24 protein-coding genes are annotated in these 26,782 nt (G+C 43.8%); 22 read left to right on the top strand and 2 right to left on the bottom strand.

What is annotated here, in order from left to right; genetic code table 11:
* Positions 1-424 precede the first annotated feature (424 nt).
* Positions 425-1,594, top strand: a complete 1,170-nt coding sequence (locus MHB79_RS15865; protein WP_340990196.1) for a macrolide family glycosyltransferase — start codon at positions 425-427, stop codon at positions 1,592-1,594.
* Positions 1,595-2,085: 491 nt separating this feature from the next.
* Positions 2,086-3,645, top strand: coding sequence for a ribosomal protection-like ABC-F family protein (gene abc-f, locus MHB79_RS15860; RefSeq protein WP_340990623.1), 1,560 nt, complete (start codon positions 2,086-2,088; stop codon positions 3,643-3,645).
* Between the two features lie 15 nt (positions 3,646-3,660).
* On the opposite strand, the gene MHB79_RS15855 is transcribed toward abc-f, so the two are convergent.
* A complete protein-coding gene (locus MHB79_RS15855; protein WP_050944242.1) occupies positions 3,661-5,070 on the bottom strand; it encodes a polysaccharide deacetylase family protein in 1,410 nt (469 codons plus the stop codon).
* A gap of 321 nt (positions 5,071-5,391) precedes the next feature.
* Here MHB79_RS15855 and MHB79_RS15850 point away from each other — a divergent pair, with 321 nt between their 5' ends.
* The 4 genes from MHB79_RS15850 (at position 5,392) to MHB79_RS15835 (ending at position 8,705) form a co-directional block, all read left to right on the top strand.
* Positions 5,392-6,420 carry a FecCD family ABC transporter permease gene (locus MHB79_RS15850; protein WP_170965969.1) on the top strand — a complete coding sequence of 343 codons (1,029 nt, stop codon included), beginning with the start codon at positions 5,392-5,394 and terminating at the stop codon, positions 6,418-6,420.
* Positions 6,417-7,418: a FecCD family ABC transporter permease gene (locus MHB79_RS15845; protein WP_340990194.1), complete on the top strand. Its 1,002-nt coding sequence runs from the start codon at positions 6,417-6,419 to the stop codon at positions 7,416-7,418. Before MHB79_RS15850 ends, MHB79_RS15845 begins: the two co-directional genes overlap by 4 nt.
* A 17-nt stretch (positions 7,419-7,435) precedes the next feature.
* The gene (locus MHB79_RS15840; RefSeq protein ID WP_170965978.1) at positions 7,436-8,341 is read left to right on the top strand and encodes an iron-hydroxamate ABC transporter substrate-binding protein; all 906 of its coding nucleotides are present in this window, start codon (positions 7,436-7,438) and stop codon (positions 8,339-8,341) included.
* Positions 8,342-8,480: 139 nt separating this feature from the next.
* Positions 8,481-8,705, top strand: coding sequence for a phage holin (locus tag MHB79_RS15835; RefSeq protein ID WP_340990192.1), 225 nt, complete (start codon positions 8,481-8,483; stop codon positions 8,703-8,705).
* An 88-nt stretch (positions 8,706-8,793) separates the two neighbouring features.
* Here MHB79_RS15835 and slrR read toward each other — a convergent pair whose 3' ends face one another.
* Positions 8,794-9,264, bottom strand: coding sequence for an HTH-type transcriptional regulator SlrR (gene slrR, locus MHB79_RS15830; RefSeq protein WP_321999523.1), 471 nt, complete (start codon positions 9,262-9,264; stop codon positions 8,794-8,796).
* Between the two features lie 251 nt (positions 9,265-9,515).
* Between slrR and MHB79_RS15825 the strand changes: the two genes are divergently transcribed.
* The 16 genes from MHB79_RS15825 to nikC all read left to right on the top strand — a co-directional run bounded on the left by MHB79_RS15825 (position 9,516) and on the right by nikC (position 26,781).
* A complete protein-coding gene (locus MHB79_RS15825; protein WP_003213148.1) occupies positions 9,516-10,247 on the top strand; it encodes a YveK family protein in 732 nt (243 codons plus the stop codon).
* Complete coding sequence (locus MHB79_RS15820) at positions 10,237-10,920, top strand: CpsD/CapB family tyrosine-protein kinase (RefSeq protein ID WP_003212774.1); 684 nt, start codon at positions 10,237-10,239, stop codon at positions 10,918-10,920. The genes MHB79_RS15825 and MHB79_RS15820 overlap by 11 nt, the downstream gene beginning before the upstream one ends.
* 165 nt (positions 10,921-11,085) lie before the next feature.
* Positions 11,086-12,960, top strand: coding sequence for a polysaccharide biosynthesis protein (locus MHB79_RS15815; protein WP_340990188.1), 1,875 nt, complete (start codon positions 11,086-11,088; stop codon positions 12,958-12,960).
* Positions 12,926-14,065 carry a glycosyltransferase family 4 protein gene (locus tag MHB79_RS15810; RefSeq protein ID WP_340866537.1) on the top strand — a complete coding sequence of 380 codons (1,140 nt, stop codon included), beginning with the start codon at positions 12,926-12,928 and terminating at the stop codon, positions 14,063-14,065. The genes MHB79_RS15815 and MHB79_RS15810 overlap by 35 nt, the downstream gene beginning before the upstream one ends.
* Positions 14,066-14,067: 2 nt before the next feature.
* Positions 14,068-14,907, top strand: a complete 840-nt coding sequence (locus tag MHB79_RS15805; RefSeq protein WP_340990186.1) for a glycosyltransferase family 2 protein — start codon at positions 14,068-14,070, stop codon at positions 14,905-14,907.
* Positions 14,900-16,030: a glycosyltransferase family 1 protein gene (locus MHB79_RS15800; protein WP_321999519.1), complete on the top strand. Its 1,131-nt coding sequence runs from the start codon at positions 14,900-14,902 to the stop codon at positions 16,028-16,030. The genes MHB79_RS15805 and MHB79_RS15800 overlap by 8 nt, the downstream gene beginning before the upstream one ends.
* 14 nt (positions 16,031-16,044) lie before the next feature.
* A complete protein-coding gene (locus tag MHB79_RS15795; protein ID WP_003213102.1) occupies positions 16,045-17,148 on the top strand; it encodes an EpsG family protein in 1,104 nt (367 codons plus the stop codon).
* Positions 17,149-17,175: 27 nt separating this feature from the next.
* The gene (locus MHB79_RS15790; protein ID WP_310425657.1) at positions 17,176-18,198 is read left to right on the top strand and encodes a glycosyltransferase family 2 protein; all 1,023 of its coding nucleotides are present in this window, start codon (positions 17,176-17,178) and stop codon (positions 18,196-18,198) included.
* 5 nt (positions 18,199-18,203) lie between these two features.
* Entirely contained in the window at positions 18,204-19,232 is a 1,029-nt protein-coding gene (locus MHB79_RS15785; RefSeq protein WP_309215965.1) for a polysaccharide pyruvyl transferase family protein, read from the top strand.
* Between the two features lie 28 nt (positions 19,233-19,260).
* On the top strand, positions 19,261-20,775 hold the full coding sequence (locus MHB79_RS15780; protein ID WP_321999517.1) for an MATE family efflux transporter: 1,515 nt from the start codon (positions 19,261-19,263) through the stop codon (positions 20,773-20,775).
* A 20-nt stretch (positions 20,776-20,795) separates the two neighbouring features.
* Entirely contained in the window at positions 20,796-21,389 is a 594-nt protein-coding gene (locus MHB79_RS15775) for a sugar transferase (protein WP_285859615.1), read from the top strand.
* The gene (locus MHB79_RS15770; RefSeq protein ID WP_340990184.1) at positions 21,352-22,038 is read left to right on the top strand and encodes an acetyltransferase; all 687 of its coding nucleotides are present in this window, start codon (positions 21,352-21,354) and stop codon (positions 22,036-22,038) included. Before MHB79_RS15775 ends, MHB79_RS15770 begins: the two co-directional genes overlap by 38 nt.
* Complete coding sequence (locus MHB79_RS15765; protein WP_340990619.1) at positions 22,038-23,216, top strand: DegT/DnrJ/EryC1/StrS family aminotransferase; 1,179 nt, start codon at positions 22,038-22,040, stop codon at positions 23,214-23,216. Before MHB79_RS15770 ends, MHB79_RS15765 begins: the two co-directional genes overlap by 1 nt.
* Before the next feature lie 149 nt (positions 23,217-23,365).
* Positions 23,366-24,988 (top strand): nickel ABC transporter substrate-binding protein, encoded by a 1,623-nt coding sequence (gene nikA, locus MHB79_RS15760; protein ID WP_050944217.1) that lies wholly within the window; start codon positions 23,366-23,368, stop codon positions 24,986-24,988.
* Positions 24,989-25,006: 18 nt separating this feature from the next.
* Positions 25,007-25,951 (top strand): nickel ABC transporter permease subunit NikB, encoded by a 945-nt coding sequence (nikB, locus tag MHB79_RS15755; RefSeq protein WP_050944215.1) that lies wholly within the window; start codon positions 25,007-25,009, stop codon positions 25,949-25,951.
* Positions 25,948-26,781, top strand: coding sequence for a nickel ABC transporter permease subunit NikC (gene nikC / locus MHB79_RS15750; protein ID WP_003213255.1), 834 nt, complete (start codon positions 25,948-25,950; stop codon positions 26,779-26,781). Before nikB ends, nikC begins: the two co-directional genes overlap by 4 nt.
* Position 26,782 lies beyond the last annotated feature (1 nt).

Below are 26,782 nucleotides of genomic sequence, written 5' to 3'. Positions count from 1 at the left end.
ACCAGTTCCAATAAATCCAAAGAAACCAATCAATCATCTAGTCCTAAAAAGTCATATAGTCATGCGTAAGTTCCTATAAAATAACACCAAACGTTCAACTGGTGTGTCCATAATACAAAGCCCTTTATACTATCTCTTTCCGTATCAGTCTTGGTTATTTTTTTGCCATTCATTTCTAAATATCTGTCATGGTTAACCCCGTTGTACATCTAGCATAATGAGCTGCTGCATTCAAAAAAATTGCTGATCAAATCATCATCTAAAAAAGACAAAGCACTTAACAGGAGGCTTTGACTTTTTTTCTTATACCCTCTTAAAATACTAGCCATAAGACTCATTTCTTCCCTTTACAGGCGTATTTGTTGAGCATGCTGGCTGTATATGATTAACATGGAAGAGAATTGACAATGAGGAGGGATTTCTTGTGGCGAAGATTTTATTGATTACATTTCCCGCTGAAGGGCATGTGAATCCTATGTTAGGGATCATCAAAGCATGGTCGGATCGTGGAGATGAAGTACATGCGGTCACAACTGTACATTATGAGGAACGAATCAAACGCTTAGGCGCTCACGTACATAAACATCCAGACTATATTCGGACATTACACGTGGATGAAGGAAATCTCGATTCCATGCAGCCATTCTTTCATGCCATGCTGCAAACATCATTTGATATTTTAGAGGTGGTGGAAACACTTTCTCAGCAGCATTCATTTGATTTTGTCTATTTTGATATGTTTGGGGCAGGGGAACTTGTTCGAGATTATTTACAAATTCCAGGGATCGGTTCAAACCCATCCTTTGTGCTGCAAGAGGCGCATTTTGATACACCGCTATACAGAAAAGATGAGAAAGCCGATCATCTGTTAGAAAGCATACAAGAGCGTTTTGGCGTTCAGCCAACGCGTTTGATGCAATTCATGAAAAATCGCGGAGAACTGAATATCGTGTATACAAGTGAGTATTTTCAGCCGTCTGTCGATGCAGTGAACGATTCATTTGTTTTCATTGGACCGAGCTTTCTAAAAAGGGCAGATCAGCATGATTTCCCGCTGGAAGCACTTGAGCAAGATAAAGTCGTCTTTATTTCGATGGGCACCGTTCTTGGGGATACAGAGGCATTTTTTAATATGTGTATAGATGCCTTTGCCGACTTTGATGGAAAAGTGGTGCTCGCAACAGGTGAAAAAGTGGATCGGTCTCTCTTGAAAGAAGCACCTTCTCATTTTCTGATTGAGCCTTATGTGCCGCAGCTTGAAGTGCTTGAGCTGACAGATGTGTTTGTGACGCATGGCGGAATGAACAGTGTCAATGAAGGCATTCATTATCACGTTCCGATGGTTGTCATTCCGGTCGACAAAGATCAGCCGATGGTCGCACAAAGACTGACCGAGCTATCTGCTGCCCGTGCACTTGATAAAGAACAGCTGACAGCAAAGCAGCTAAGAGAAACCGTGGAATCTGTTCTGGGAAGTAACACGTACCGTGCTGGAATCGAAAAAATTGAAGAAAGCTTCCAAACAGCAGGTGGAACAGATAAAGCATTGCGGACGATTGATCAATGGATGCAGACGAAACAGACTCAATCATGAGTCTGTTAGCGTGTAGGTAAACCCACGCATTTGGTGTCTGACGTGCGTGAAAGTGGAATTCGTTCCGCTTCGGTACCAGTCTTTCCAAGACTTCAAAGGTTTTCTATTACGCTGAATTGAATGGACTCACCTGTGCCATTTCAGCTTGACAAAAAATAACCAATCTTTTATTGTAAACGTAACAAACGACGGAAGGGTGACCCAATGCAATGAAGTACTAATCCTATGACCTGTAAGCAAAATGAAAAAACGAAGGCAGTGAGCAAACGATTGGTTTGCCATGTTTGCTGCGTTTTCATTTTTTAGCTTCGGAATAGGATGGTACAGCTTGGGAATCAAAGAATGAGAAGATTGATACGGGGGATGTGTGTGTTCAGATAGGAACGGCACGTCATCTGGAATTGATCCGCTTATTTTTGTACACCATTTTGCCTCCTATTCTGAGAATGGGAGGCTTTTTCATGTCTCCTGATACGAAAGGAGAGGGTTGGATGTTAGTAAAAGCCAATCAGTTAAAGGTTTTTCGAAAAGATCGATTGTTATTTGATATCGAGGAGCTTGCTATCCATCAAAGTGACCGCATTGGACTTGTCGGGGCAAATGGAAGCGGGAAAACGACGTTATTGCATGTGCTCGCGGGGCAAGAGAAACCAGACAGTGGCACGTTTGCCGCCACAACGACCTGCACACTGCTTCCTCAGCTAAAACAAGCGGATGGCACACAGAGTGGTGGTGAGATGACCCAGACGTATATTGAAAGCGCGTTAAACCGTCCTTCTGCCCTTTTATTAGCAGATGAACCAACGACTCATTTAGATACAGAGCACATTGAGTGGCTGGAAGAGAAGCTGAACAATTATCAAGGAGCCCTCATTGTCGTTTCACATGATCGTGCTTTTTTAGATGCGGTATGTACGGAGATTTGGGAGCTGGATCATGGACAGCTCAATCAATACAAAGGCAACTACACGCAATTTGCACAGCAAAAAGAGCTGGCGCATCGTCAGCAGGTGGAAGCGTACGAAGCTTATACCCAAAAGAAAAAACAGTTAGAGCATGCGCTAGAAAAGAAAAAGAAAAAAGCCGACAAAGCGACAAAGCCATCCCAAAAGCTGAAATCCTCAGGGCCAAAAATTGCAAAGCCCTACTATGCAAATAAGCAAAAAAAGCTGCAAAAAACAGCCAAATCGATTGAAACAAGGATGGAGAAATTAGAAAAGGTTGAGAAAGTAAAAGACATTCAGCCCATTCAAATGACGCAGCACACAATGAAGGAAGTAGCGAGCCGTACCATTTTGCGAGTGAAAAATGTAGATGGCAAGGCGGGCGATCAATTGCTTTGGAAGCAGGCGAATGTGGAAGTGAGAGGCGGGGACAAGGTCGCCATCATTGGCAAGAATGGGAGCGGGAAAACGACATTTCTCCGAATGCTGGTAAATGGACATCTCGGAGTTTCTCGCTCAGAAGTTGTCAAGCTCGGCTATTTTCGTCAGGATCTTTCAGGCTTAAAGGTAGATGAATCGATTTTACAAAATGCGCTGAAAGAGGCAGTTCAAGATGAGACAGTGGTACGAACGGTTTTAGCGAGACTTGGGTTTCGAGGGGATGACGTGTATAAACCTGTCGGGGTGTTAAGCGGAGGAGAACGGGTGAAGACCATGCTGGCGTCCTTGCTTGTCAGCGATGCCAATGTTCTCATGCTGGATGAACCGACGAACTTTCTAGATCTGGCGGCAGTTGAAGCGCTTGAAGGTCTATTGAAGGATTACTCGGGTACGGTTGTGTTCGTTTCCCATGATCGCAGACTGATTGAGAATGTGGCGACTCGCATTTTCCATGTTCATGAAAAGCGTATTGAAGCTTTTTGTGGAACATATGAAGCGTATAAACAAAAAGGCGACAAACCAGCTGTGACCCAAAGAGAAGAGGAGCTTCTGTTAATTGATTTACAGCTGTCTGAAGTGCTCAGCCGGTTAAGTATTGAGCCGTCTCAGGAGCTGGAGGAGACATTTCAAGCATTATTGAAACAAAAGAAATCTTTGGAGTCATAAAGAAAACCCCTGTGTTTATTGCACAGGGGCTTGTTCATGTCGTTCTTTTTTTAATTGATCAAGCTCACTGACGGTGACGAGCTGATAGCCTTGTTTGGTGAGTTCATGAATGATCTTCACGGCTGCTTGAGCTGAGCTGTCATAAATATCGTGCATTAACACCGTTCTGCCATCTGCTGCATGTGAAAGAACGTGGTTTGTGATCTGCTGGCTGTTGCGAATTTTCCAATCCTCAGGATCAACATCCCATAAAGAGACCTTCATCCCAACTGCTTGATTGATGTCTTGATTTGTCCCACCATATGGCGGTCTAAAGTGCGTAGGTGTATACCCGCTCGCTTTCTCAATCAGCTTCTGAGTATCCTTCACTTGTTTTACCGCCTCCTTTAAAGGCAGTCTTGTTAATAAAGGATGACTGTAAGAATGGTTTCCGATTTCATTCCCGCCTTTTAGAATATCGGCAAGCATACTAGGATAATACTGCACCCTGCTGCCTAATACGAAAAAGGTCGCATGTCCTTTATTTTCCTTCAGTGCTTCTAAAATCTTTGAGGTGGTCGCTGGGTTCGGACCATCATCAAATGTGAGGGCGATGGCTTTTTTATTTGGATCAAGCTTTGATTTTTGCGGCAGCTTGACGGCTTTTCTTTTCGGATTTGGTTCTTTCATTTCATTTTGATTTTTGGTTTTATTCATATATTCTGGCTTCATTATATCTTTCAGCAGCGTTTTTTTAATCGCAAGTGTTTGGGGACCAAGATCCTCGCCGGCTACTTGAGATGCTGGGAAATAAAATTCTACATATTTCTCTTTCAAGGCAAATTGACTGAAGTTTTGGGCAGTAGGGGCTGTTCCTTTCTGAAGGAGCGTCTGATCCTTAGATAAGGTTTTGTCCTTTTGAAGCTCTGAATATGTAATGTAGGATAATTTCTTTAAAAAGTTGGTTTTAGGTAGAAATAAATCTTTTGTGTCAAGAAAGGTTTTTTTCTGAAAATCATAGTTGATTGTGAGATGATTGGTGGTCCCATTTTGCTGACCTGTATAGGTATAAGTCGTAAAGCGAATAGCAGCCGACTGCTTCGCATAATGCACCATATCATAATCAATATTCAGTTCAAAGCGTTTGTTTTCATCGACGTCCTTGGCTTCACTAAACGTCTTTTTGAAATGCTCTAAAGCTGAATTTGCGTAGCTTTGAATCTTGTCATCTAGCTCTTTTTGATGAAAAAGAGGATAGTTGACTGCATATCTCATAAATTTCCCGTCATTTACAAGAGTAACGATTTCGACGTTTTTATAGTTCGTATCCTGCTTTACATTTTTCTTCTCGGTCCCACTTGCTTGTTGATTCTGAAAGAAAGCAACGACTCCAATGACGATCGCAAGTGCAAATAGGCCGATACTCCATTTTCCCTTTAATGACACAACGTTCAATTCTCCTCTCAAGACGGGTCATTCTTTATCAGTTTGACATCTGTTTGTAATATTTTTATAACATTTGACTTACTTTTGTCATTTTAGAGGATGTTCAGGCGGAATGTCAACTATTTTCCTATTAAACTATGAGAAAAAATGATAGGCCATTTCAAACGAGCAAAGACACTGTATGACACTGTCACCTGCATACCTTCATTAATTAAAAAATAAGGTGTACATTGATTTTTGAGAGGCAGGCAGATATAATTTTGATGATTATGATTCTCATTTTCAAACAGACTTTTAATGAAGAAAAGGATGACACCGATTTTGCAGGATAAGCGAACACCTCAACAAAAACGATCATCATATATTCTGTTCTTTTTGATATTTTTTCTCGCCGTCCTTAGTTTGGCTGTTGCCATGTTTTTGGCTGTGTCATATGGTGCCAAAACATTGTCTCTGCAAACGGTTTGGACAGCTGTATTTGACTATCAGTCAGATGTCACAGAGCAGCAGATCATCCATGAGTTAAGACTTCCTCGTGTTTTAGGAGCAGCTCTTGTTGGAGCGGCATTTGCCGTAGCGGGTGCGCTCATGCAGGGGATTACAAGAAACCCGCTGGCCGATGCGGGAATTTTGGGCATCAATGGCGGTGCGATGTTTGTGGTCGCTCTTTGCTTTGCTTTTTTCCCAGGCATCCCTTATTCGGCACTTATGTTGTCTTCCTTTTTTGGTGCAGTGCTCAGTACGCTGCTGATCTTTGCGATTGGTGCGGCAGGCGGCGTTTTGACACCGCTGCGCTTAACTGTAGCAGGAGCCGTTGTGGCTGCATTGCTTCATGCACTTAGCTCTGGAATCGCGATTTATTTTGACTTAAGTCAGGATCTTGCGTTTTGGTATGCAGGCGGAGTGGCTGGTGTGAAATGGCCGCAGCTGACAATTCTTGCTCCGGTCATTCTCATAGTGATCGTATGGGCGATGCTATTAGGACGGTCATTGTCGCTACTGTCGCTTGGTGAAGATGTAGCGGCAAATTTAGGGGTGAAAACGCGACAAGTGCGAATACTAGGAATGGTAGCTGCTGTATTATTAGCGGGGGTTTCTGTATCAGCAGTCGGCTCCATTGGGTTTGTCGGTCTTGTCATCCCGCATATCGCACGAAAGCTGGTTGGTGTAAACTATCGTTTCGTCATTCCGATGTCAGCGATATTAGGCGCGGTGCTGCTTGTCTTTGCTGACCTTGCCAGCCGCACCGTTAATCCGCCGCGAGAGCTTGCCATTGGCGTGATGGTGGCACTTGTCGGTGTTCCTTTCTTCTTGTATATTGCCAGAAAAGAAGGGAGGAACCTGTCATGAGAGAGAAACAGCGGGCTCTTGTTGTGACAGTCGTTTTGCTTTGTTTAAGTGTGGCTGTTGTGCTGTATAGCTTAAATACCGGTACGCTGAAACTAAATCCTCTTGTGGTCGTCAAAACGTTATTCGGCTTTGGAGATTTTCAAAGTGAAACGGTGCTGTTTGACTATCGTCTGCCTCGAATCGTGGTAACGATGCTAGCGGGAATTGGTCTTGGTATTGCGGGAGGCATTTTGCAAAGTTTATCTCGTAACCCGCTGGCCGATCCAGGGATTATTGGACTGAATGCAGGCGCCGCATTTGGCTTAATCGTGTTTGTGACGTATTTCCACGCACTAGAAGGCAGTCCCTCTCTTCTGATTCCGCTCTTTACATTTGGCGGAGGGCTTCTTGCGGCAGCGGTCATCGTGCTTTTGGCGTATGACCGGCAGGAAGGGCTCGTTCCCATCCGGCTGATTTTAGTAGGAATTGCAGTTGCAGCGGGATTCAGTGCTTTGACATTATTTTTGTCATTGAAGCTAGATGAAGATACTTACACATTTGCTTCAAGATGGCTTGTCGGAAATGTCTGGGGGAGAGATTGGATTCATGTGTTAGCGCTTCTGCCTTGGATTGTATGCCTTGTGCCGCTTACGCTGATGCAGTCAAGCACGCTCAATGCGTTGACATTAGGAGATGCTGTCGCCTCAAGTGTAGGTGTACGTGTTCAGCGTCAGCGTCTCCTTTTGCTGACCTTAGCTGTTGGTTTGGCGAGTGCAAGTGTTTCGATGACAGGCGGTATTGGTTTTATTGGACTTGTCGCCCCGCATTTGGCAAGGCGGCTTGTCGGCTCGCTTCATCAATACTTTTTACCGGTTAGTGCGCTGCTTGGCTTGTTGATTTTGGTCAGTGCCGATACAATTGGACGTTCCATCTTTGCCCCAAATGCCATACCAGCGGGTGTCGTTGTGGCTTTTATCGGCGCTCCTTATTTTCTCTATTTATTAACAAAAACGAAATAAACAAGAAAGAGGAACTCATCATGAAAAAATTACTTGTGCTTGGTTTAACGCTCTGTTTTATTTTGCTTGCCGCTTGTGGTCAACAGGAAACAAAGAATACAACAACTCAAAATGATCATGGAACACCGAAAATTGCTTCCTTGTCTATTCATTTAACGAATGACTTATTAGCTCTCGGTATCAAGCCAGCAGGCTCTGTTGTAGGAGGGGATTTAAAAGATTTTCTTCCACATGCCAAAAAGCAGCTGAGTGGTACGAAGAAGCTGGGCATCGCAGCCGATCCTGATATGGAGTCGCTGCTTGCATTAAAACCAGATGTTATTTATGTCGATGAAGAACTAGCTGGACAAGATTTATCGAAATATAAGAAAATCGCCAAAACGGAAGTGTTTGATTTAAATAACGGCACTTGGCGTGATCATTTGAAAAAAATCGGCAAGCTCGTCAATAAAGAGAAAGAAGCCGATCAATATATTCAGGATTACAATCAAGAAGCAAAAGAAGTCAAATCGCTCATCAAACAAAAGATTGGAAACGGAAAAGTAATGGCGATCCGTGTGACGGCAAAGGAGCTTCGAGTATTTAGCATGAAGCGCCCAATGGGTCCAATTTTGTACGAGGATTTAGGCCTCACACCTGTCGATGGGGTGAAGAAACTGGACAGCAAACGGCCATTTGAAGTGATTTCTCAAGAGGTTCTTCCTGACTATGATGCAGATGCTATCTTTGTCGTCGTGAACCGTGACGATAAAGCGCAGCAGGCATTCAAGCAATTAGAAAAGACGCCGATTTGGAAGGGTCTAAAAGCTGTGAAGAACAATCAAGTCTATCCGATTGCCGATCAGCCATGGCTCGATTACTCAGCACTAGGCAATAAAATGGCATTGGATGAAGCGAAAGAGATGTTTTCTACATCAAAATAAGATGAAATCAGGCATCATTCCTTATATAGGCATGATGTCTCTTTTTTTGATCCGGTCTTCTATTCTTTCGGTTTTTGCATACATATGAGAGAGAACGAGCCGTACCGCCCGTGAAGGGGAAGAAAGGGAGGGGTTACAGTTGGAAGTTCAAAAAATTAGTGCAGGTACAATCGCAAGGCTTGTGCTGCTTTTGCTCGCGCTTGTCAACAGTGCGCTAACCGCTGCGGGAAAAAGCCCAATACCTATTGATGAAGAAGGTATTCAGCAATTCATCATGTTAGTCTTTCTTGGAATTACATCTCTCTGGGCCTATTGGAAAAACAATGATATAACGAAAAAAGCACGAACAAAAAAAGCAGAATAAGAGGAAAAAGAGCCTTTTCATGATAAAAGGCTCTTTTTCAGCGAAGCGTCAAACGCCTCTCCCCGCAATTTGACTCTTCCTGAAAGGCTTACGCCCGTCGTTCTCCCATGTTGGCGAGGAATGCTTTTACTTCCTCAATGCTTAATCCGATAGCTTTCGCCTCACTCATCAGACGCTTCCACTCTGTTATATTCGAATCCGTCAACTTTCTATGAGTGACATGTAACGTCTTTTCTTCCTGCTCCTTTCGGTACGTTTGGAGCAGCTGATAGAGTTCTTCTTTTGGCATGCCGGATTGGACGGCATTGACGATATGCTTCCGCCATTCGTGTTCACCACTCTCAGACTCATGAAACATCAACGTCTCTGCATCAAATAGCTCTTGTAAATCAATCTCTAGCGAAGAGGATACCTTTTTTAAAAACTGGACAGATGGATTTCTGTGGACACCACGCTCTATCTTACTCAAATACGATTTAGAAACATGGGCATCTTCAGCCAGCTGCTGAATGGAGTATCCCTTCCTCTTTCGGTAAATGCGTATCACCTTTCCTATCATTCGATCATCCCTTCTTCCTGGCGAATCGTACTGCGACCTTTTCGTTCATTATAAGAAATAAATTGTTCTTTATAAAATTCAAAAACGTAAGAATTAGGAAGTAAACAAAAGAAAACGAACGATTTCGTTCTTTAAAAAGAACTATAAGACCTATTATGACATTTTTCTTTGCGGGTATTATCTTTTATAATCCAATCATTAACAAAAAGAAACCATATATAACCTTTTTATGATGAAATCGGGAGGTATCTATGAATGAGAATATAGGTTTTAAGCAGCTGTTTTCTGTCATTAAAGAGAAAATGGCCCTTCTGATCCTGATTGTCCTGATCGTAACGGGCATTTCAGCCTACTATCAGTTCTATGTCTCGACTCCTGTATATCAGGCAACCACTCAAATTCTTGTTCATAAACGCAGCAATGACGCACAAGCGAACTTAAACGATATTCAGATGAACCTTCAATATACACGTACCTTTCAAGTTTTATTAAAAAGTCCGATCGTCATTGAAAAAGTAAAAGAAACACTCAATCTCACAGAATCAGCTGAAGGATTAAAACACAAAATTGCCACAAGTACAGAAAATGAGTCTGAGGTCATCAATATTTCTGTGCAAGATGAGGATCGCGCAAAGGCAGTTGCCATCGCGAATACTGCAACAGAGGTGCTGCAAGAAGAAATCAAAAAAACGATGAATATGGATCGCATTAATGTTTTGTCTGAAGCCAAGCTGTCCAATACGATTCTCATGAATTCAAGAAAATTCGTTCATATCGTACTGGCACTAGGCGCCTCTTTATTAGGGGGGGTAACACTCATTTTCTTAATGAACCTACTCGATGATACTGTAAAACGAACACATCAAATAAGAGAAGAGATCGGATTGCCGTCGCTCGGTAGCGTCTATCAGATGCAGGCAGACAGGAGGGCAAAAAAAGACAAGCAGTCCGTCATAACGGGAGGACAGAACATTGATCTTTAAGAGAAAGAAAAGAGAAAAGAGAGATTTATCCTGTATTTCTGTATTAGATCCTCACTCTGTCATAGCAGAACAATTTCGTACGATCCGAACGAACATCGAATTCACATCAATCCAAACAAGGCTGAAATCCATATTGGTGACATCCTCCTTGCCGAAGGAAGGGAAATCATTTACGGCTGCAAATCTAGCAGCTGTTTTTGCACAGCAGAAAAAGCGGGTGCTGCTAATGGATGCTGATTTGCGAAAGCCGGCTGTTCATGAATATTTTGACCTGAGTCATCACACGGGCTTGACCAATGTGCTATTAAATAATTGCAGCTTGGAGGAAGCTATTTTACCCACACCTATTGAACATTTAGAGCTGCTTCCGAGTGGAACCATTCCGCCGAATCCAGCTGAGCTGCTCTCCTCTTCTGTCATGAAGCAGCTGTTTTATGAAATTGAACAGCAATATGACATGGTGATTGTTGATTCTGCGCCGCTTCTGCCAGTAGCCGATGCAAAGATCCTGGCGAACCGGACAGATGGAAGCATCCTTGTTGTCTTAAGCGGCAAAACCAAGATAGCTGCGGTCAAGAAATCAAAAGAAGTGTTAGACGGGACAACAGGTAAACTGCTTGGGGCTATGCTAAATGGCAAGAAAGAGAAAAAGGGAAGGCTGTATATGTATTAACAAGATTGATAGGTGATGTCTCCTAATCTTTAACAATGGAGGCACTCGATCCTGCTGTGGGCATGACCAATGCCTTAGATGCTCGTCATCAATAGTGGGATGTGAGGACGGGTTTGATGCCCATTTTACGTAAGAATAGTGATGTTTTAAAAAGGGGGAGGAGCGTTGACTTACGCCCAAAGATTATCAATCATCGTGGCACTAGATTCATATCTCATTTTAGTGGCTGTCTTTTTTGGTTTTCAATTTGTCCAAGAAGCGGCGTTAACTGTTTATACATTTGAAATGCTCGTCATTTCTTCGCTCAGTCTACTCATTGGGCACCATTTGTTTTCGTATATTTTTCACGTGTACAAGCAAGTATGGGCTTATACAGGGGTAAGAGAGCTATTTTCTTTAATGAAGACCTTTGTATGTTCTTTTTTATTTTCAATGGCAATGCTGTACCTTTTCGTGCAGACATGGCCCTTCCGTTTTTTATTCATCGTGTGGCTTTTTCACGTATTATTCATCGGCGCATCTCGAATGGCGTCCCGGCTATTACATGATGGGGCAAAGCGGCTGCAGGTAGAAAAGGAGCGGGCCTTAATCATTGGCGCCGGATCAGCTGGAACCATCATCGTTCGTCAGCTTCAGCAATCGAGTGATGTACATATTGAGCCAGTCGCCTTTATAGATGATGACAAGACGAAGCATAGGCTTGAAATCATGGGACTGCCTGTTCTAGGGGGAAAAGAACAGATTCAAACAGCTGTTGTGATGATGGATATTCAAAAGATCATCATCGCCATTCCGTCCAAAAGCAGCCATACGTTAAAAGGGCTGTATAAGGAATGCGTAGCGACTGGGATCAAGACACAGATCATGCCGGAGATGGAGCAGATTTTAAAAGGAACCCATGCGCTGAATCAATTACGAGATGTACAGCCAGAGGATTTATTAGGTAGAGAACCGATTCAATTAGATTCGAGCCGTCTATCTGTCCATTTAAAGGGGAAAACCATCATGGTCACAGGGGCAGGCGGATCGATTGGGTCAGAAATCTGTCGTCAAATTTGTGTGTTTGCTCCTCAAGCGATTGTGCTTGTGGGACATGGAGAATTTAGCATTCATTCTATTTTACTAGAGCTGAAAGAAATCTATGGGGACACCATCAGTCTCTATCCGCAAATTGCGGATATCCAAGATAAACAGAAAATGAGTGAAATCGTTGGTCAGTTTCAGCCGGATATGATTTATCATGCTGCGGCACATAAGCACGTCCCGCTCATGGAGATCAGTCCAAAAGAAGCAGTGAAAAACAATATTATCGGGACAAAAAATGTCGCAGAAGCTGCACATGAGCATGGCATTGAAACATTCGTCCTCATTTCCTCTGACAAAGCGGTCAATCCTGCCAATGTGATGGGCGCCACAAAGCGATTTGCTGAAATGCTGATCATGCAAATGGGGGCAAGCAGTGACACAAAATTTGTCGCGGTTCGGTTTGGAAATGTACTCGGAAGCAGGGGAAGCGTCATTCCAATTTTTAAGAAACAGATCGAACAAGGCGGGCCGGTCACGGTCACGCACCCAGCCATGACAAGATATTTTATGACCATTCCAGAAGCATCGAGACTTGTCATTCAGGCGGGTGCCTTGGCAGAAGGAAGACAGATTTTTGTATTAGATATGGGGGAGCCAGTGAAAATTGTTGACCTCGCAGAAAACCTCATTCACCTCTCAGGCTACACCACAGACCAGATTCCGATTACGTTCACAGGCATTCGCCCTGGGGAGAAAATGTATGAGGAACTACTCAACCAGCATGAAAAAGCACAGGAACAAATTTTCCCGAAAATTCATATCGGCCATGCGCTGGATGGGGATCCATATGTGCTGAACCGCTTTATCCATGAATTCGACATGATGAGTGAAGAGCAAATGAGAGAAGCATTGTTTGCTGCCATCGAATCGCATGATTTGTTGTCTGAACAGATGACAAGAGAGGGGGAAGCACTTGCTGATGAAGAAAAAAATCTTGTTTTGCGCAACGGTTGACTATCATTTTAAGGCATTTCACCTTCCGTATTTCCGGTGGTTTCAAGAACAAGGATGGGAAGTGCATACAGCGGCAAATGGTCAGCTGGAGCTTCCCTATGTGGATCAAGCGCACTCGATTCCGATTCAGCGATCTCCTTTTCATGTGCACAACCGGTTTGCGTATGTGGAGCTGAAGAAGCTGTTAGCGAAAGAGCACTACGACTTTATCCATTGCCACACACCAATGGGAAGTGTGATTGGCAGACTAGCAGCCAAAAGCACGCGCAAAAAAGGGACGAAGGTTCTTTACACAGCACATGGCTTTCACTTTTGGCAAGGAGCACCGCTTCAAAACTGGCTGCTCTATTATCCGATTGAGCGATGGCTCGCCCGCCATACAGACGCTCTGATCACCATTAATGGAGAGGATTTTAAAAGAGCAGATCGTCTATCAAAAGAGCGGGCATCTGTCTACTATGTTCCTGGTATGGGTGTGGATATGAAACGATTTGCACCAGTTACTGCAAAAGAGAAGCAGCGTCTTCGTGCAGTCCATGGCTTTTCTTCAGAAGATTTTATTGTGCTGTGCGCTGGCGAATTAAATGCGAATAAAAACCAAGGGATGCTCATCAAAGCATGTGCCCAGCTATATAGGAAAATACCAAATGTGAAGGTCGTGTTTGCCGGTGAAGGGTCAATGAGGCCGATGTATGAAAAGCTGGTTCACGAGCTCCATCTTGAAAAGCATGTCCACTTTGCTGGTTTTTGCAAACAAATTGAGGAATGGATGCATTTGAGTGATGTATGTGTGTCGACTAGTTTGAGAGAAGGGCTCGGCATGAATCTGCTTGAAGCGATGTCTGCGGAAAAGCCGGTCATTGCAACAGAGAATAGAGGACACTGTGAGTTGATCAGACATGGCGTGAATGGTTTTTTAGTCAAACCGCATGATGTGAATGACTTGGCTGAATATTTGCACCAGCTTTATCACAAAAGAGATCAGCTGCCCCTCATGGGAAAAGCGGGGCGCTCCTTAGCCCATGCATTTGCACAGGAGCAGACGGTGAGTGCTATGGAAGAAATTTATACAACTTATATGGATCAAGCAGAGAAGGTGATGTGAGCATGCATAAGCCAAAGGTGTCTATCATCATGGGCGTCTACAATTGCCAAGACACAGTAGAAGAAAGTATTGAATCCATTCTTCATCAAACATATGAGAACTGGGAGTTCATCATATGTGATGACGCATCAACAGACGGCACCTATGAAAAAGTGCTGTCCTATACAAAACGAGAACCTGAAAGAATTCGCCTTATCCACAATGAGCATAATCAAAGGCTCGCTGCCAGTCTGAATCGCTGTCTAGCTGAAGCGAGGGGAGACTTGATTGCAAGGCAGGATGGCGACGATATATCAGTACTTGATCGTTTAGAAAAACAGGTGCATTTCCTTGAATCACATCCTGAATATGATGTGGTCGGGACGGCGATGACGGTGTTTGATGAATCGGGTACAAAAGGGGTACGTGCACTGATTTCAGAGCCTGATCGAAAAGTGCTGGCAAGAGGGACGCCTTTTTGTCATGGAACCATTATGATGAGGGCTGCTGCGTACAAGGCTTTAAATGGATATCGCTCTGTGAAAACAACGAGGCGGATGGAAGATATTGATCTGTGGATCCGTTTTTTTGCTACGGGGAGAAAAGGCTTTAATTTACAAGAGCCGTTATACCTTGTGAGAGAGGATGAAGCGGCTTTTCAGCGTCGTAAGTTTCAATATTCGATAGACAATGCTTGGCTCGTTTTGAAAGCATGCTGGTTATTAAAATTGCCGCCGGTTCATTATTTGTTTGCGCTAAAGCCGGTGATCCGCGCCTGTTTATCACCGAAGATCATGAAATTTTATCACCAGCGGAAGCTGGAGGCGCCTTTGTTGAAAAGGAGGACGATTCGGGATGAGTGAGCCAAAGCGTGTACTTCATATTGTGGGCGGGATGAACCGCGGCGGAGCTGAAACGATGATCATGAACATCTATCGTGCACTCGATAGAAATGTCCTCCAATTTGACTTTATTACCCACCGGAAGGATGTCTGTGATTATGATGAGGAAATTCAGAGGCTCGGAGGACGTATCTTTTACGTCCCGAGTATTGGGGCATCCTCTCCTTTGGCATTTGTCAGAACATTGACAAAGACGATCAAACGAACAGGACCGTATCAAGCAGTGCATGCACATACAGATTTTCAAACAGGCTTCTCTGCCCTTGCTGCGAAATTGGCGGGTGTAAAGGTGCGGATTTGTCATTCGCATAATACAGCTTGGAAACAGTCGCCAAATTGGGTAGACCATATGATGCTCAAAGGGTTTCGCCGGCTGATTTTTGCATTTTCTACAAAGCTTGTTGCATGCGGTGAGGATGCCGGCTCCTTTTTATTTGGGCAGAAAAAAATGAAGAATAGACAGGTTGAGGTGCTGCCGAATGGGATTGATTTATCTCTTTTCTTTCAGCCTGATCCAGAAGAAAAGGTGAAGATCAAAAAGCAGCTGGGTCTTCAGGAAAAGAGTATGGTGATAGGTCATATTGGTCGTTTTCATGAACAAAAAAATCACGTTTTTTTTATGGAATTGGCACAGACCTTAAAGAAGCAGGGGGTCTCATTTCAGCTTGTCCTTGTAGGGGATGGACCGCTGAGGCAGGTGGTTGAATCATATGCGGAAAAGGCCGGTTTGTTAGACAACATTGTCTTTACAGGCGTTGTATCGGACGTTCCAGACTATATGAAAGCATTTGATGTATTTGTGATGCCTTCCTTGTTTGAAGGCCTTCCACTCGTTTTAGTGGAAGCACAGGCATCTGGATTGCCTTGTGTGATTTCAGATCATATTACAGAGGAAGTAGATTTAGGCTGCGGTCTTGTGAAAAGAATGTCGCTCCGGGATTCCGCGCATGAATGGATGAAGGCGGTGCTTGAAGCGTATCATGCAGAGCCTCCTCTTCAAGAGACCATTACGTACCAGCTTGAACAAAGAGGATTTGATGTCAAACAGAACATCACACGTGTGATGAAAGGATATGGACTGTAAGGAAGGAATGGCAGATGGCGGTATATTTGGTGAACATGATCATGGTCTATTTATGGTCGAGCTTTGCCGCATTTTACGGCAGGCGTGATGATACCATTCAAAGCGGATGGCGGCCTAACAAGATTCTCGTGTTATTTCCGTTTTTGTTTCTTTGTATTGTCGCTGGTATTCGGTACAAAGTAGGAACCGATTTTGTCACATATGGACAGATGTATGAGTTCTCCATCAATTATGAAAAGCCTTGGCACATATTCGGATTTGGTGTGGACAAGGCGGCCACTGACCCAGGATTTACGTTTATTTTATGGATGCTCAATCAACTGTCCCATGATCCGCAAATCATGTATATCTCGGTTGGGGCGATCACTTATTTTTTTATCATCAAGACGCTCATTCAATATGGTCGTCCCTTTGAGCTGAGTATGCTGCTTTTTCTCGGCACCTTTCATTATTACGCTTCGTTTAATGGCATGCGTCAGTATATGGTGGCTGCGGTTCTTTTTTATGCCATCCGTCTTGTGATCAATGGTCAGTGGAAATTGTATTTTCCGCTCGTCCTCGTATGTTCATTGTTTCATTCATCGGCTCTCATCATGATTCCTGTGTATTTTATCGTGAGAACAAAATCGTGGTCTTGGATGATGCTGGTCTTATGCATGATTTTCTTAGGGTTAACCGCTCTTTATGACCGCTTTATTTCCGTGTTTGTCGTAATGCTGCAAGGCAGTTCATATGGGCATTACGAGGAATGGCTCACAACGAATACAAATGGAATGAATGTGACAAAAATCGGTGTATTGATTTTGCCGCTTTTGCTTGCGTTCTTTTATAGAAAACGGCTTCGTGAGCTGACGCCTGAGAGTGATTACGTTGTGAACTTTTGTTTGCTCGGTTTCTTGTTTGGCATCCTTGCCACAAAGGATGTCATTTATGCAAGATTTCATATTTATTTTGGCTTGTATCAGCTTATTTTACTGCCGTATTTCACACGTATTTTTGATCAGCGGTCTAATGTTTTTATCTATGTAGGGATTGCTGTTTGCTATATTCTGTACAGCATCATGCTGATGCCGTTCGATTCATCTGTGTTACCGTACAGGACGATATTTACAAAGTAGATTTTGAGAAAGGTGGGGCATGTTGTAATGCCAGCTATCAGTCTATTGGTCGCAGTCTACAATACGAGTCAGTATGTGGAGCAATGCCTTCAATCAATTGCAGATCAAAGTTTTTCAGATATAGAGGTTATTCTCGTGAATGATGGATCTACAGATCACAGCGGAGAATATCTTGAAGCATTTGCTGCACAAGATCAGCGGTTTCGGGTCATTCATCAAACCAATCAAGGGTTAGGCGCTGTGAGAAACCGGGGCATCGAAGAAGCAAAGGGCACGTATATTGCCTTTATTGATTCAGATGATATTCTCGCGCCTCATTACTGCGAAGCCTTGTATGAAAAAGCTGAAATGACCGGCGCAGATTTAGTCATCAGTGAGTACTGGATTCAATTTGAACAGTCAAAGCGAACCATACCAACGACGCTGTTAGCCGAGCGGTCGGCGGAAAAAACGATTTTAATTGAAGCGTTATTGCACGGAGACATTACGGGGTTCTCATGGAATAAGCTGTATCGGCGTGCCTTTATCGAAGAACACGACATTCGATTTCCGTTGCGGGGAGAACTTGAGAACATAGAAGATCAATATGTGACGCTGCGCTGTTTTTCTTTATCACGCAGTATTGCCTTTGTTCATGAACCACTTTATTACTACCGTGTTCATCTATCTTCTATTGTGCAGCGATATCAGAAGCAGTATTTTCATCATGGACTAACCTTTTATCATGCACAGCGCTTGTTTTTGACAGAATATGATGACATCTCTCTGTATGAGAAGGCACTTGATTTTTTTATTGTCAATCACACTCTTCATTGTATGCTCAACGAATGGAAGAGCCAAAATGCACTCTCTCTTCGGGAAAAGCTTGATCATATGCGGGAAATGGTGACACACGAGGCTTTTCAGCATGCCGTCAAACAAGTGGAACCATCGAAGCTCACCGCGCGGAAGCGAATGATTTTATTCCTTGCGAAGTGCCGGCTGGTCTATCCACTTTCTGCCGCCGCTTCTAGCTATCAAAAATGGATCGAATATCAAACAAGGAAATAGGGGTGATGAGATTGACATTGCAGCAATTGAAGGCGCACGCCGCAGAGTGGCTGCTCTTAAAGGTTAAATATCCGCTTGAATATCGACTGAGCCGCCAAAGCCTGCCAGAGCGGAGTCATCAGAAGAAAATCATTCTCACGCTGCTGCCAGGACATGATAATTTAGGGGATCATGCGATTGCCTATGCGAGTTATTGTTTTTTAAAAGAGCACTTTCCCGCCTATGACATCATGGAAGTGGACATGAAAGAGATCTATCGCCTCGCCCGTCCGTTAAAGCGTATGCGGCACCCGGAAGACATCGTCTGTATCATCGGTGGGGGCAATATGGGAGACTTATACCGTTATGAAGAATGGACGAGACAATTTATCATGAAAACCTTCAAGTCCTATCCGGTGATTCAACTGCCGGCCACTGCCCATTTTACAGAAACAAAGAGAGGAAAAAGAGAGGAACGCCGCGCTATTCAAACATACAAACACCATCCGAGGCTGCTTCTCATGGCAAGAGATCAAACAACCTACACTTGGATGAAGCAGCACTTCCCTGATCAAGATGTGTGGAAACAGCCTGATATGGTGCTGACATTAGATGAATCAACCAAGGAACAAAAACGTGAAGGGGTTTTACTTTGTTTGCGAGAGGATAAGGAAGCGTACCTCACCGAAAAGGAGCGGCGGCAGCTAAAGCAGCAAATTCAAGAGACGTATGATCAAGTCGATTTGATCACAACGACAATTGGCAAACGAGTGGATCGAACGACTCGCTTAGATGAATTATCTGCCTTATGGACAGAGTTAAGTAAGGCGCAGGTGGTCGTGACAGACCGGCTTCACGGTATGATTTTTTGTGCGATTACGCAAACACCGTGTGTTGTCCTCAGGTCGTTTGATCATAAGGTGATGGAAGGGTATGAATGGGTGGCTCATCTTCCGTTTTTGACGCTATTGAAAGAACCGAATGGGGCGTCTGTGAAAGAGGCGATTCATCAGCTGATGAAAACGAGCGGACAAAAGGGAGAGGAAGCTGGATGAAGGCTTTTACACGCTGCGTGAAATCAAAATGAATCGAGCGTTTCTTTACAATGCCAGTGCAAACATCATGACGTTTGTCTTGATGATGCTTATGTCTGTTTGTTTAACACCGTACATCGTTCATACACTTGGAGTCGAAGCATTCGGCTTAATCCATCTGACGCAAAATATGATCAACTATTTATCGGTTATTACGGCGTCATTAAGTGCTGTGGTGGTGCGCTTTTTTTCTGTGGCGGCTCATAAAGGGGAAATGGAGAAGGCGCAGCGCTATCTCTCATCTTATTTCGTCAGTTCCATTTTTTTATCGATTAGCCTTTTTCTGTTTTGTCTATTCATGTCCCGCCAGCTGGTAGAGTGGCTTCATGTGCCTATTTATCTCGCAAAAGACACACAGACCGCCTTTATATTAGGGGGTCTTTTATTTATGCTCAATTTTGTCATGTCCGGCATTGGGGCTGCGCCGTTTTATGCGAATAAGTTATATGTATCAAGTATTGGTCAGGCCATTCAAATGTTTTTGAGGGCACTGATGATTGTGCTGCTGTTTACATGGACGGCACCAGCCATCTGGCATATTCCACTTGCGGCTGTGATAGGAAGCTTGGCGGCTATGGGAATTGGTATCTATTATTTTAAAAAGCTTATTCCTTGGTTTTCGTTTAAGTGGCGGCACGTTTCACTATCTTCTAGTCTCACACTTGTTCGATCAGGGGTCTGGCATTCTTTTGAGCAAATGGGGATTTTACTATTTTTACAGATTGATTTATTGATGACCAATCTGCTCATTGGAGCGGAAGCGACGGGACAGTATGCGGCGATATTACAATTTCCATTATTATTACGCACACTCGCAGGGACATTGGCGGTTGTGTTTGCCCCAACGATTACGAAATTTTACTCGAATCAAGATGAAGACGGTCTCATCCAATATGCAGCCAGTGCCATTAAGTGGAGCGGATTATTTGTCGCGTTTCCGGCCGCTCTGCTAGGAGGACTTGCCGGTCCGCTCATGCTTTTATGGCTTGGACCTGCCTTTGAAGAGCTGAAATGGCTTCTCATGATTCATGCTGCTTATTTATGCTTGACCTTGATGTTTTTACCGCTGACATATGTGCCGACCGCTTTTAATCGATTGAAGGTTCCAGCGGTGGTCACGCTCATATTAGGTGTATCCAATGTGCTTTTTGCCTATGGATTGACTCATACGCTTCAGCTTGGTTTATACGGCATTGCATCAGCGGGAGCGATTGTTTTATTGATCAAAAATATCGTGTTTCTGCCATTTTATACGGCCCGCATCACGAATCAGAAACGCACCATCTTTTACAAACATACGATGGTTCCACTTGCAGGAGCGCTCATGGTTTGGGGCGTCTGTGCAGGAATCCAAGCGATTTATGACGTGACGTCCTGGTGGGAGCTGTTTTGTATTGGCGGTCTTTGTTTCTTTCTCTATATGGGCTACTTGTATCAATTTGCAGGAACAAAACGAGAGCGGCAGCAGCTGGTGCACAAGGTAAAACAAGCTGTTTCCCGCTAGTGAGAAAAGGAGATTTCATGATGAAAAGAATGTTAGATGTGATGGTGGCATTGACGCTGCTCATCGCAGGCAGTCTTCTTTTTCCTCTGCTTTATGGACTGATTCGGTGGAAAATTGGGACGCCTGTGTTGTTTCGGCAGAAGCGGCCTGGTCTGTATGGCCGGCCATTTATGCTATATAAATTTCGGACGATGACCGATGAACGTGACGAGCAAGGGGCGCTCCTGCCAGATCATCTTCGATTAACAAAAACCGGCGCTTTGATTCGCAAGCTCAGTCTTGATGAATTGCCGCAGCTAGTCAATGTCCTAAAAGGAGAGCTCAGTCTCGTTGGACCAAGGCCGCTTCTGATGGAGTATTTGCCGATGTATACAGAGGAGCAAGCAAGGCGCCATCTTGTCAAGCCTGGCATTACTGGATGGGCACAGGTGAATGGAAGGAACACGATCTCCTGGGAGGAGAAATTCACCTATGACCTCTGGTACGTCGAGCATCAATCATTTTGGCTTGATATGAAAATTTTATGGATGACCTTGCTGAAAGTCATCAAAACAGAGGGGGTGCAGCAGCCGCATCATGCCACAGCTGAAAAATTCAAAGGAACTGATATGTAAAGAGCAACCGATTGGTTTAATGGGGGCTGGCGGGCATAGCAAAGTCATTCAAGAAATGATTGCTGCCCATCCCGATTACTCATTATGTGCCGTATTAGATGATCAATTTGAAGAGACGACGACTCAAAGCAGTATCTTGTATGGACCGATCTCCATGAGTCAACAGCTGAGAGAGACAATGCCACATATGAAATGGCTGATTGCGATCGGGCAAAATGAGAGCAGACAGTTAGTAAAGGAACGCCTCTCCTTTGAAAACACGGCATTTGCCACACTCATCCATCCACAGGCGGTCGTAAGTCCATCAGCAGTCATTGGAAGAGGAGCTGTCGTTATGGCAAGGGCAGTAGTTCAAGCAGATGCAGCAATCGGTGAACATGCGATTATCAACACAGGATCTATCGTAGAGCATGACTGTATACTGGAATCGTTTGTCCATCTGTCACCGGGAGCAGTGTTAACTGGCTGTGTGTCTGTACGAATGGGTACACATATTGGAGCAGGTGCTGTTGTGATACCCGGGACATCGATCGGAAGCTGGACACTCATTGGCGCAGGAGCCGCAGTAACAAGAGATATACACGATCAGAAAGTCGCTGTAGGCATTCCTGCAATAGAAATCAAAGATCGGCGAGAGGGTGGGAAATGATGCAAGAAAGGAAACGAATTTACTTATCACCACCGCATATGAGCGGAAAAGAGTATTTGAAAATAGAGGAAGCCTTCAAGAGCAACTGGATTGCACCGCTTGGACCTCTTGTGAATGAATTTGAGCAGGCAGTTGCGCGCTATGCAGGAGTGGATGCAGGAGCGGCTTTATCTTCTGGAACAGCAGCAATTCACCTCGCCTTAAAGCTTATTGGCGTTCAAAAAGGGGACATTGTCTTTTGTTCCACCCTCACATTTGTTGCAACTGCAAATCCGATTTTATATGAACAAGCGACACCCGTTTTTATTGATTCTGAAAGGGATACATGGAATATGTGCCCGATTGCTTTAGAAAAGGCATTTGTGGAATCAAAACGACTTGGAAAAAGACCCCGTGCTGTCATTGTCGTGCATTTATATGGACAAAGCGCAAAAATGGACGAGATTCTGGCGTTGTGTGAAGCATATGATGTACCAGTCATTGAGGATGCGGCTGAATCGTTAGGCTCTCTATATAAAGGAAAAAAAAGCGGCTCAATGGGCAGGTTCGGTGTCTATTCGTTTAATGGAAATAAAATCATTACAACATCAGGCGGCGGAATGCTTGTGAGTGATGATGAAGCTGCGATCGAACGCTGCCGCTTTCTCGCTTCACAGGCTAGAGAACGCGCGATGCATTATGAGCATCAAGAGATAGGTTACAACTATCGCATGAGCAACCTGCTAGCAGGCGTCGGGATTGCTCAAATGGAAATATTGGACGAGCGTGTTGAACAAAAGCGCCGCATTTTCAGGCGTTATCAGGATGCGTTATCTAAAGTAGAGGGTCTTTATTTCATGCCTGAATATCAAGACACCAAGTCCAACCGCTGGCTGACGACATTGACTATTGATCGCGATAAAAATACCTCTCCAGTGGACATTATTGCTGCACTAGAAGAAGAACAGATTGAAGCAAGACGTGTATGGAAGCCGCTGCACGAGCAGCCGCTCTTTCGTGATTGTCCCTTTTATTCAGCGGCGAAAGGCACTCCCGTATCTGAATTGTTATTTGAAACAGGGCTTTGTCTCCCCTCTGGAACAAGTATGACAGACGCTGAACAGGATCGTATCATTGACACACTTCGTCATGCCCTGCGAGAAAAAAACTTCACCTCTTCACAGGCTGCTCACTTGTAAGCAGCCTGCCTCTCTTTTTATCAAATTCATCAACTAATGGAATAATTAGGATTTTTTGTTGTCATATCGTTTTAAATATGTTATTGACAACGGGGTTGTTCCTCCTTAAAATGAAAATGATTATCAGCATCAATTAGGAGGAACATCTTATGTCTATTTGGAGCCAATTTTTTCCGAAAATTAAAATAAATACTGTGTTTACATTTTTACTTATCTTTTTATTAGTAGGCTGCTCTCAAGCAAACAATGGAGCAGATGGAAACAAGGATCATCCTGACATGATCACGATGGCTTGGCCGAGAGATATTGGCGAAATGAATCCGCACGTATACAACCCATCACAATTGTTCGCGCAATCAATGATTTATGAGCCATTGGTCAGCTATCAAAAGAATGGAAAGCTAAAACCTGAATTAGCGAAATCATGGGATGTGTCAAAGGATGGCAAGGTGTACACGTTCCATTTAAGAGACAAAGTGACATTTTCAGATGGATCTGAGTTTAATGCAAACATTGTGAAAAAGAACTTTGATTCCATCTTAAAAAACAAGGATATACATAGCTGGTTAGGTGTGATAAAAAAAATCAAAAAGACAGAAGCAGTAGACAAGAAAACGTTTAAACTCACATTAACAGAGCCATATTATCCAACTGTTCAAGAATTAGCCGTTGTCCGCCCAGTTCGTTTCTTAGGCGAAGCAGGCTTCCCTAAAAACGGAGATACGTCAAAAGGAATTGAAAAACCAGTGGGGACAGGCCCTTGGGTATTAAAAACATATCAAAAAGATGACTATGCCATTTTCGAACGAAATGATCATTATTGGGGAGAAAAACCAAAGGTCAAAGAAATCAAAGTCAAGGTCATCCCAGATGCGGAAACGAGAGTCATGGCATTTGAAAAAGGTGATGTAGACGTCCTTTACGGAGAAGGAACCATTAGCCTTGATGCCTACAAACAGCTAGAGGCGAGCGGTAAGTACGAAACGAAAATGTCAGAGCCAGTTGCAACGAGACAGCTTGTCATGAACACAAAAGTGGATCAGCTGTCAGATGAGAAAGTGCGTCATGCCCTTCAATATGCTATGAATAAGAAATCAATGGTTGAAGGTGTCACCTCTGGCTTAGAGGATGAAGCAGATCACATATTGCCGACCAACATGCCTTACACTTCTGATATTAAGGTGAAGTCGTTCCAATATGATGTAGACAAAGCGAAAGCATTGCTGGATGAAGCAGGCTGGACACTACCAAAAGGAAAAACCGTTCGTGAAAAAGATGGAAAAACGCTTGAATTTAGTATGATGTATGATTCAGCAGAATCGATTCAAAAAGCGATGGCTGAGACCCTTCAAGCAGAATGGGGTGCCATTGGCGTTGGTGTCAAACTTGAAGGTGTGGAGCTGGCAACACAGGTGCAGCGCTTTAAAGCTAATAAGTTTGATATGAACTTCTTTAGCAACTACGGAGCGCCATATGATCCGCATACATTTATGAACGTCGTCTCATCAGATGGTTTTGGATTCAAAGAAGCCATTTCAGCCTATCCAAATAAGGACAAGCTGATCAAAGAAATGAGCGAAATTCCATCAACAACCAATGAAAACAAACGAAAAGCACTTTATTCGTCTGTCTTATCTTCATTACAGGATCAAGGGGCAATTGTGCCAATCTCTTATTTTAAAAAGACAGCCGTTTATCAAAAAAATGTGAAGGACTTTGAGTTCCCAGCAAATCGCGACGAACATCCATTCACAGGTATTAAGCTGAAGTAATAGAAGGAAGGTTAGGAAATGGGCCGCTATATCGTCAAACGCATGCTATCAATCATCCCTGTATTTTTATTAGCCACTCTTTTCACGACTGGTATGATTCACCTTTCGCCAGTCGACCCGGCTGAGGCATATTTAGCAGCGGCTCATATCCAGCCAACGGATGAAATATTAGCGCAAAAACGAAGTGAATTTGGTTTAGACCAACCGTTTTATATGCAGTATCTTCACACCATTGAAAAAGTCATTCATCTTGATTTTGGCAAGTCATATATGTCCAACCAGCCTGTGCTCAATGAGGTAATCTATAGAATACCAGCGACGATTCAATTGGCGCTGACTAGTCTACTGATTGCAATTTGTGTCAGCATTCCACTCGGTTTTTTCAGCGGCATGAGGAAAAATGGCATCGTTGATCATGTGAGCCGGCTCATTTCTTTCTTAGGAGCATCTATCCCGACATTTGTCTTGGGGTATTTGCTCATCTTCTTTTTTTCGGTGAAGCTCGATCTTCTACCGGTTGAAGGTGTTGGAACATGGGAGCATCTCATTCTGCCGTCGGTCACACTGGCAGTCCCTTTAATTGCGATGTATACAAGGCTATTACGATCAAGTGTGAGTGAGGCGCTTCAAGAGCCGTTTGTTCAATATGCGAGAATCAGAGGATTAAAGGAACGGTCGATCATGTTCAAGCATGTATTGAGAATCGCGATATCGCCAATGCTGACAGGGCTTGGGGTGAATCTTGGCAAGCTGCTGACAGGAACCATTATCGTAGAGGCAGTTTTTTCATGGCCAGGGTTTGGACGCTTCTTTATTGAAGCGATCTTTAACCGGGATCTGCCGGTCATTCAATTCTATGTCCTCATGGCAGCATGTATCTTTATCTTGAGCAGCTTGATTGTGGACTTACTTCAGCTGATCATCGACCCCCGTATTTCCAGAAAGGAAGGCCGCCAGTCATGATGACAAAAGGAAAATATCTCTTCTCTCATCAAAAGCTGATCTCGATCTGCGTGGTGCTCCTTGGTCTATTGCTGATTGTGACAATATGTGCACCGTGGATCGCTCCACATGATCCGGCGGCTGTCAATCTAGCGATGAAGCTAAAGGGGTCTTCGTGGGAGTATCCTCTTGGGACAGATCAATTAGGCCGATGCAATTTATCTCGAATTTTATATGGTGCACGTGTTTCACTAGGCTGTGCGTTATTAATCTTTCTCTCTTCTTTATTGATTGGGTTAATCGTTGGTTTGTTGTCAGGTTACAAAGGTGGCTGGATCGATCACGTCTTAATGAGAATCTGCGACGGGATCATGGCATTCCCGAACCTGGTGCTGATCCTCGGATTAGTCGGCATCTTCGGTCCTGGACTTTCTCAAGTAGTGCTTGCCTTGATGCTTGTGCAGTGGGTATACTATGCTCGCGTCTTCCGAGGAATGGTGCTGAGTTTAAAAGAACAGAACTTTATTGCCGCTGCGAAAATCAGCGGGACATCCCACTGGAACATCATGAGAAAGCATATGATTCCAAATGTCCTGCCGCCACTCGCGGTCATTGGCACACTTGAAATGGGCTGGGCGATTATGGACATTTCTGCGATGTCCTTTCTCGGATTAGGCGTTCAGCCTCCTATGCCTGAATGGGGAGCGATGATCCATGAAGGGAAATCGTATATTCAAACAAATCCTCAGTTGATGCTGTATCCAGGTCTTGTCATCATGGCTGTCGTCGTCCTCTTTAATTTACTAGGAGAAGCCCTTTCAGAGAAATATGGTATCAAACGCCGTGTGTAAA

The sequence above is a fragment of the Bacillus sp. FSL M7-0558 genome (assembly GCF_038003245.1).
Classification (GTDB): Bacteria; Bacillota; Bacilli; order Bacillales; family Bacillaceae; genus Bacillus; species Bacillus pumilus.
Note: the sequence above shows the minus strand (reverse complement) of the source record. Positions and strands in the feature narration are given on the sequence as shown.

What these genes read in the sequence shown, in the direction of transcription:
- MHB79_RS15810 (WP_340866537.1), top strand. Translation starts at nt 12,926, where the DNA reads ATGAAGAAAAAAATCTTGTTTTGCGCAACGGTTGACTATCATTTTAAG.
- MHB79_RS15790 (WP_310425657.1), top strand. Translation starts at nt 17,176, where the DNA reads ATGCCAGCTATCAGTCTATTGGTCGCAGTCTACAATACGAGTCAGTAT.
- MHB79_RS15795 (WP_003213102.1), top strand. Translation starts at nt 16,045, where the DNA reads ATGGCGGTATATTTGGTGAACATGATCATGGTCTATTTATGGTCGAGC.
- MHB79_RS15765 (WP_340990619.1), top strand. Translation starts at nt 22,038, where the DNA reads ATGCAAGAAAGGAAACGAATTTACTTATCACCACCGCATATGAGCGGA.
- MHB79_RS15800 (WP_321999519.1), top strand. Translation starts at nt 14,900, where the DNA reads ATGAGTGAGCCAAAGCGTGTACTTCATATTGTGGGCGGGATGAACCGC.
- slrR (WP_321999523.1), bottom strand. Translation starts at nt 9,264, where the DNA reads ATGATAGGAAAGGTGATACGCATTTACCGAAAGAGGAAGGGATACTCC.
- MHB79_RS15825 (WP_003213148.1), top strand. Translation starts at nt 9,516, where the DNA reads ATGAATGAGAATATAGGTTTTAAGCAGCTGTTTTCTGTCATTAAAGAG.
- MHB79_RS15785 (WP_309215965.1), top strand. Translation starts at nt 18,204, where the DNA reads ATGAGATTGACATTGCAGCAATTGAAGGCGCACGCCGCAGAGTGGCTG.
- MHB79_RS15770 (WP_340990184.1), top strand. Translation starts at nt 21,352, where the DNA reads ATGCCACAGCTGAAAAATTCAAAGGAACTGATATGTAAAGAGCAACCG.
- nikB (WP_050944215.1), top strand. Translation starts at nt 25,007, where the DNA reads ATGGGCCGCTATATCGTCAAACGCATGCTATCAATCATCCCTGTATTT.
- MHB79_RS15805 (WP_340990186.1), top strand. Translation starts at nt 14,068, where the DNA reads ATGCATAAGCCAAAGGTGTCTATCATCATGGGCGTCTACAATTGCCAA.
- nikC (WP_003213255.1), top strand. Translation starts at nt 25,948, where the DNA reads ATGATGACAAAAGGAAAATATCTCTTCTCTCATCAAAAGCTGATCTCG.
- MHB79_RS15775 (WP_285859615.1), top strand. Translation starts at nt 20,796, where the DNA reads ATGAAAAGAATGTTAGATGTGATGGTGGCATTGACGCTGCTCATCGCA.
- nikA (WP_050944217.1), top strand. Translation starts at nt 23,366, where the DNA reads ATGTCTATTTGGAGCCAATTTTTTCCGAAAATTAAAATAAATACTGTG.
- MHB79_RS15845 (WP_340990194.1), top strand. Translation starts at nt 6,417, where the DNA reads ATGAGAGAGAAACAGCGGGCTCTTGTTGTGACAGTCGTTTTGCTTTGT.
- abc-f (WP_340990623.1), top strand. Translation starts at nt 2,086, where the DNA reads ATGTTAGTAAAAGCCAATCAGTTAAAGGTTTTTCGAAAAGATCGATTG.
- MHB79_RS15780 (WP_321999517.1), top strand. Translation starts at nt 19,261, where the DNA reads ATGAATCGAGCGTTTCTTTACAATGCCAGTGCAAACATCATGACGTTT.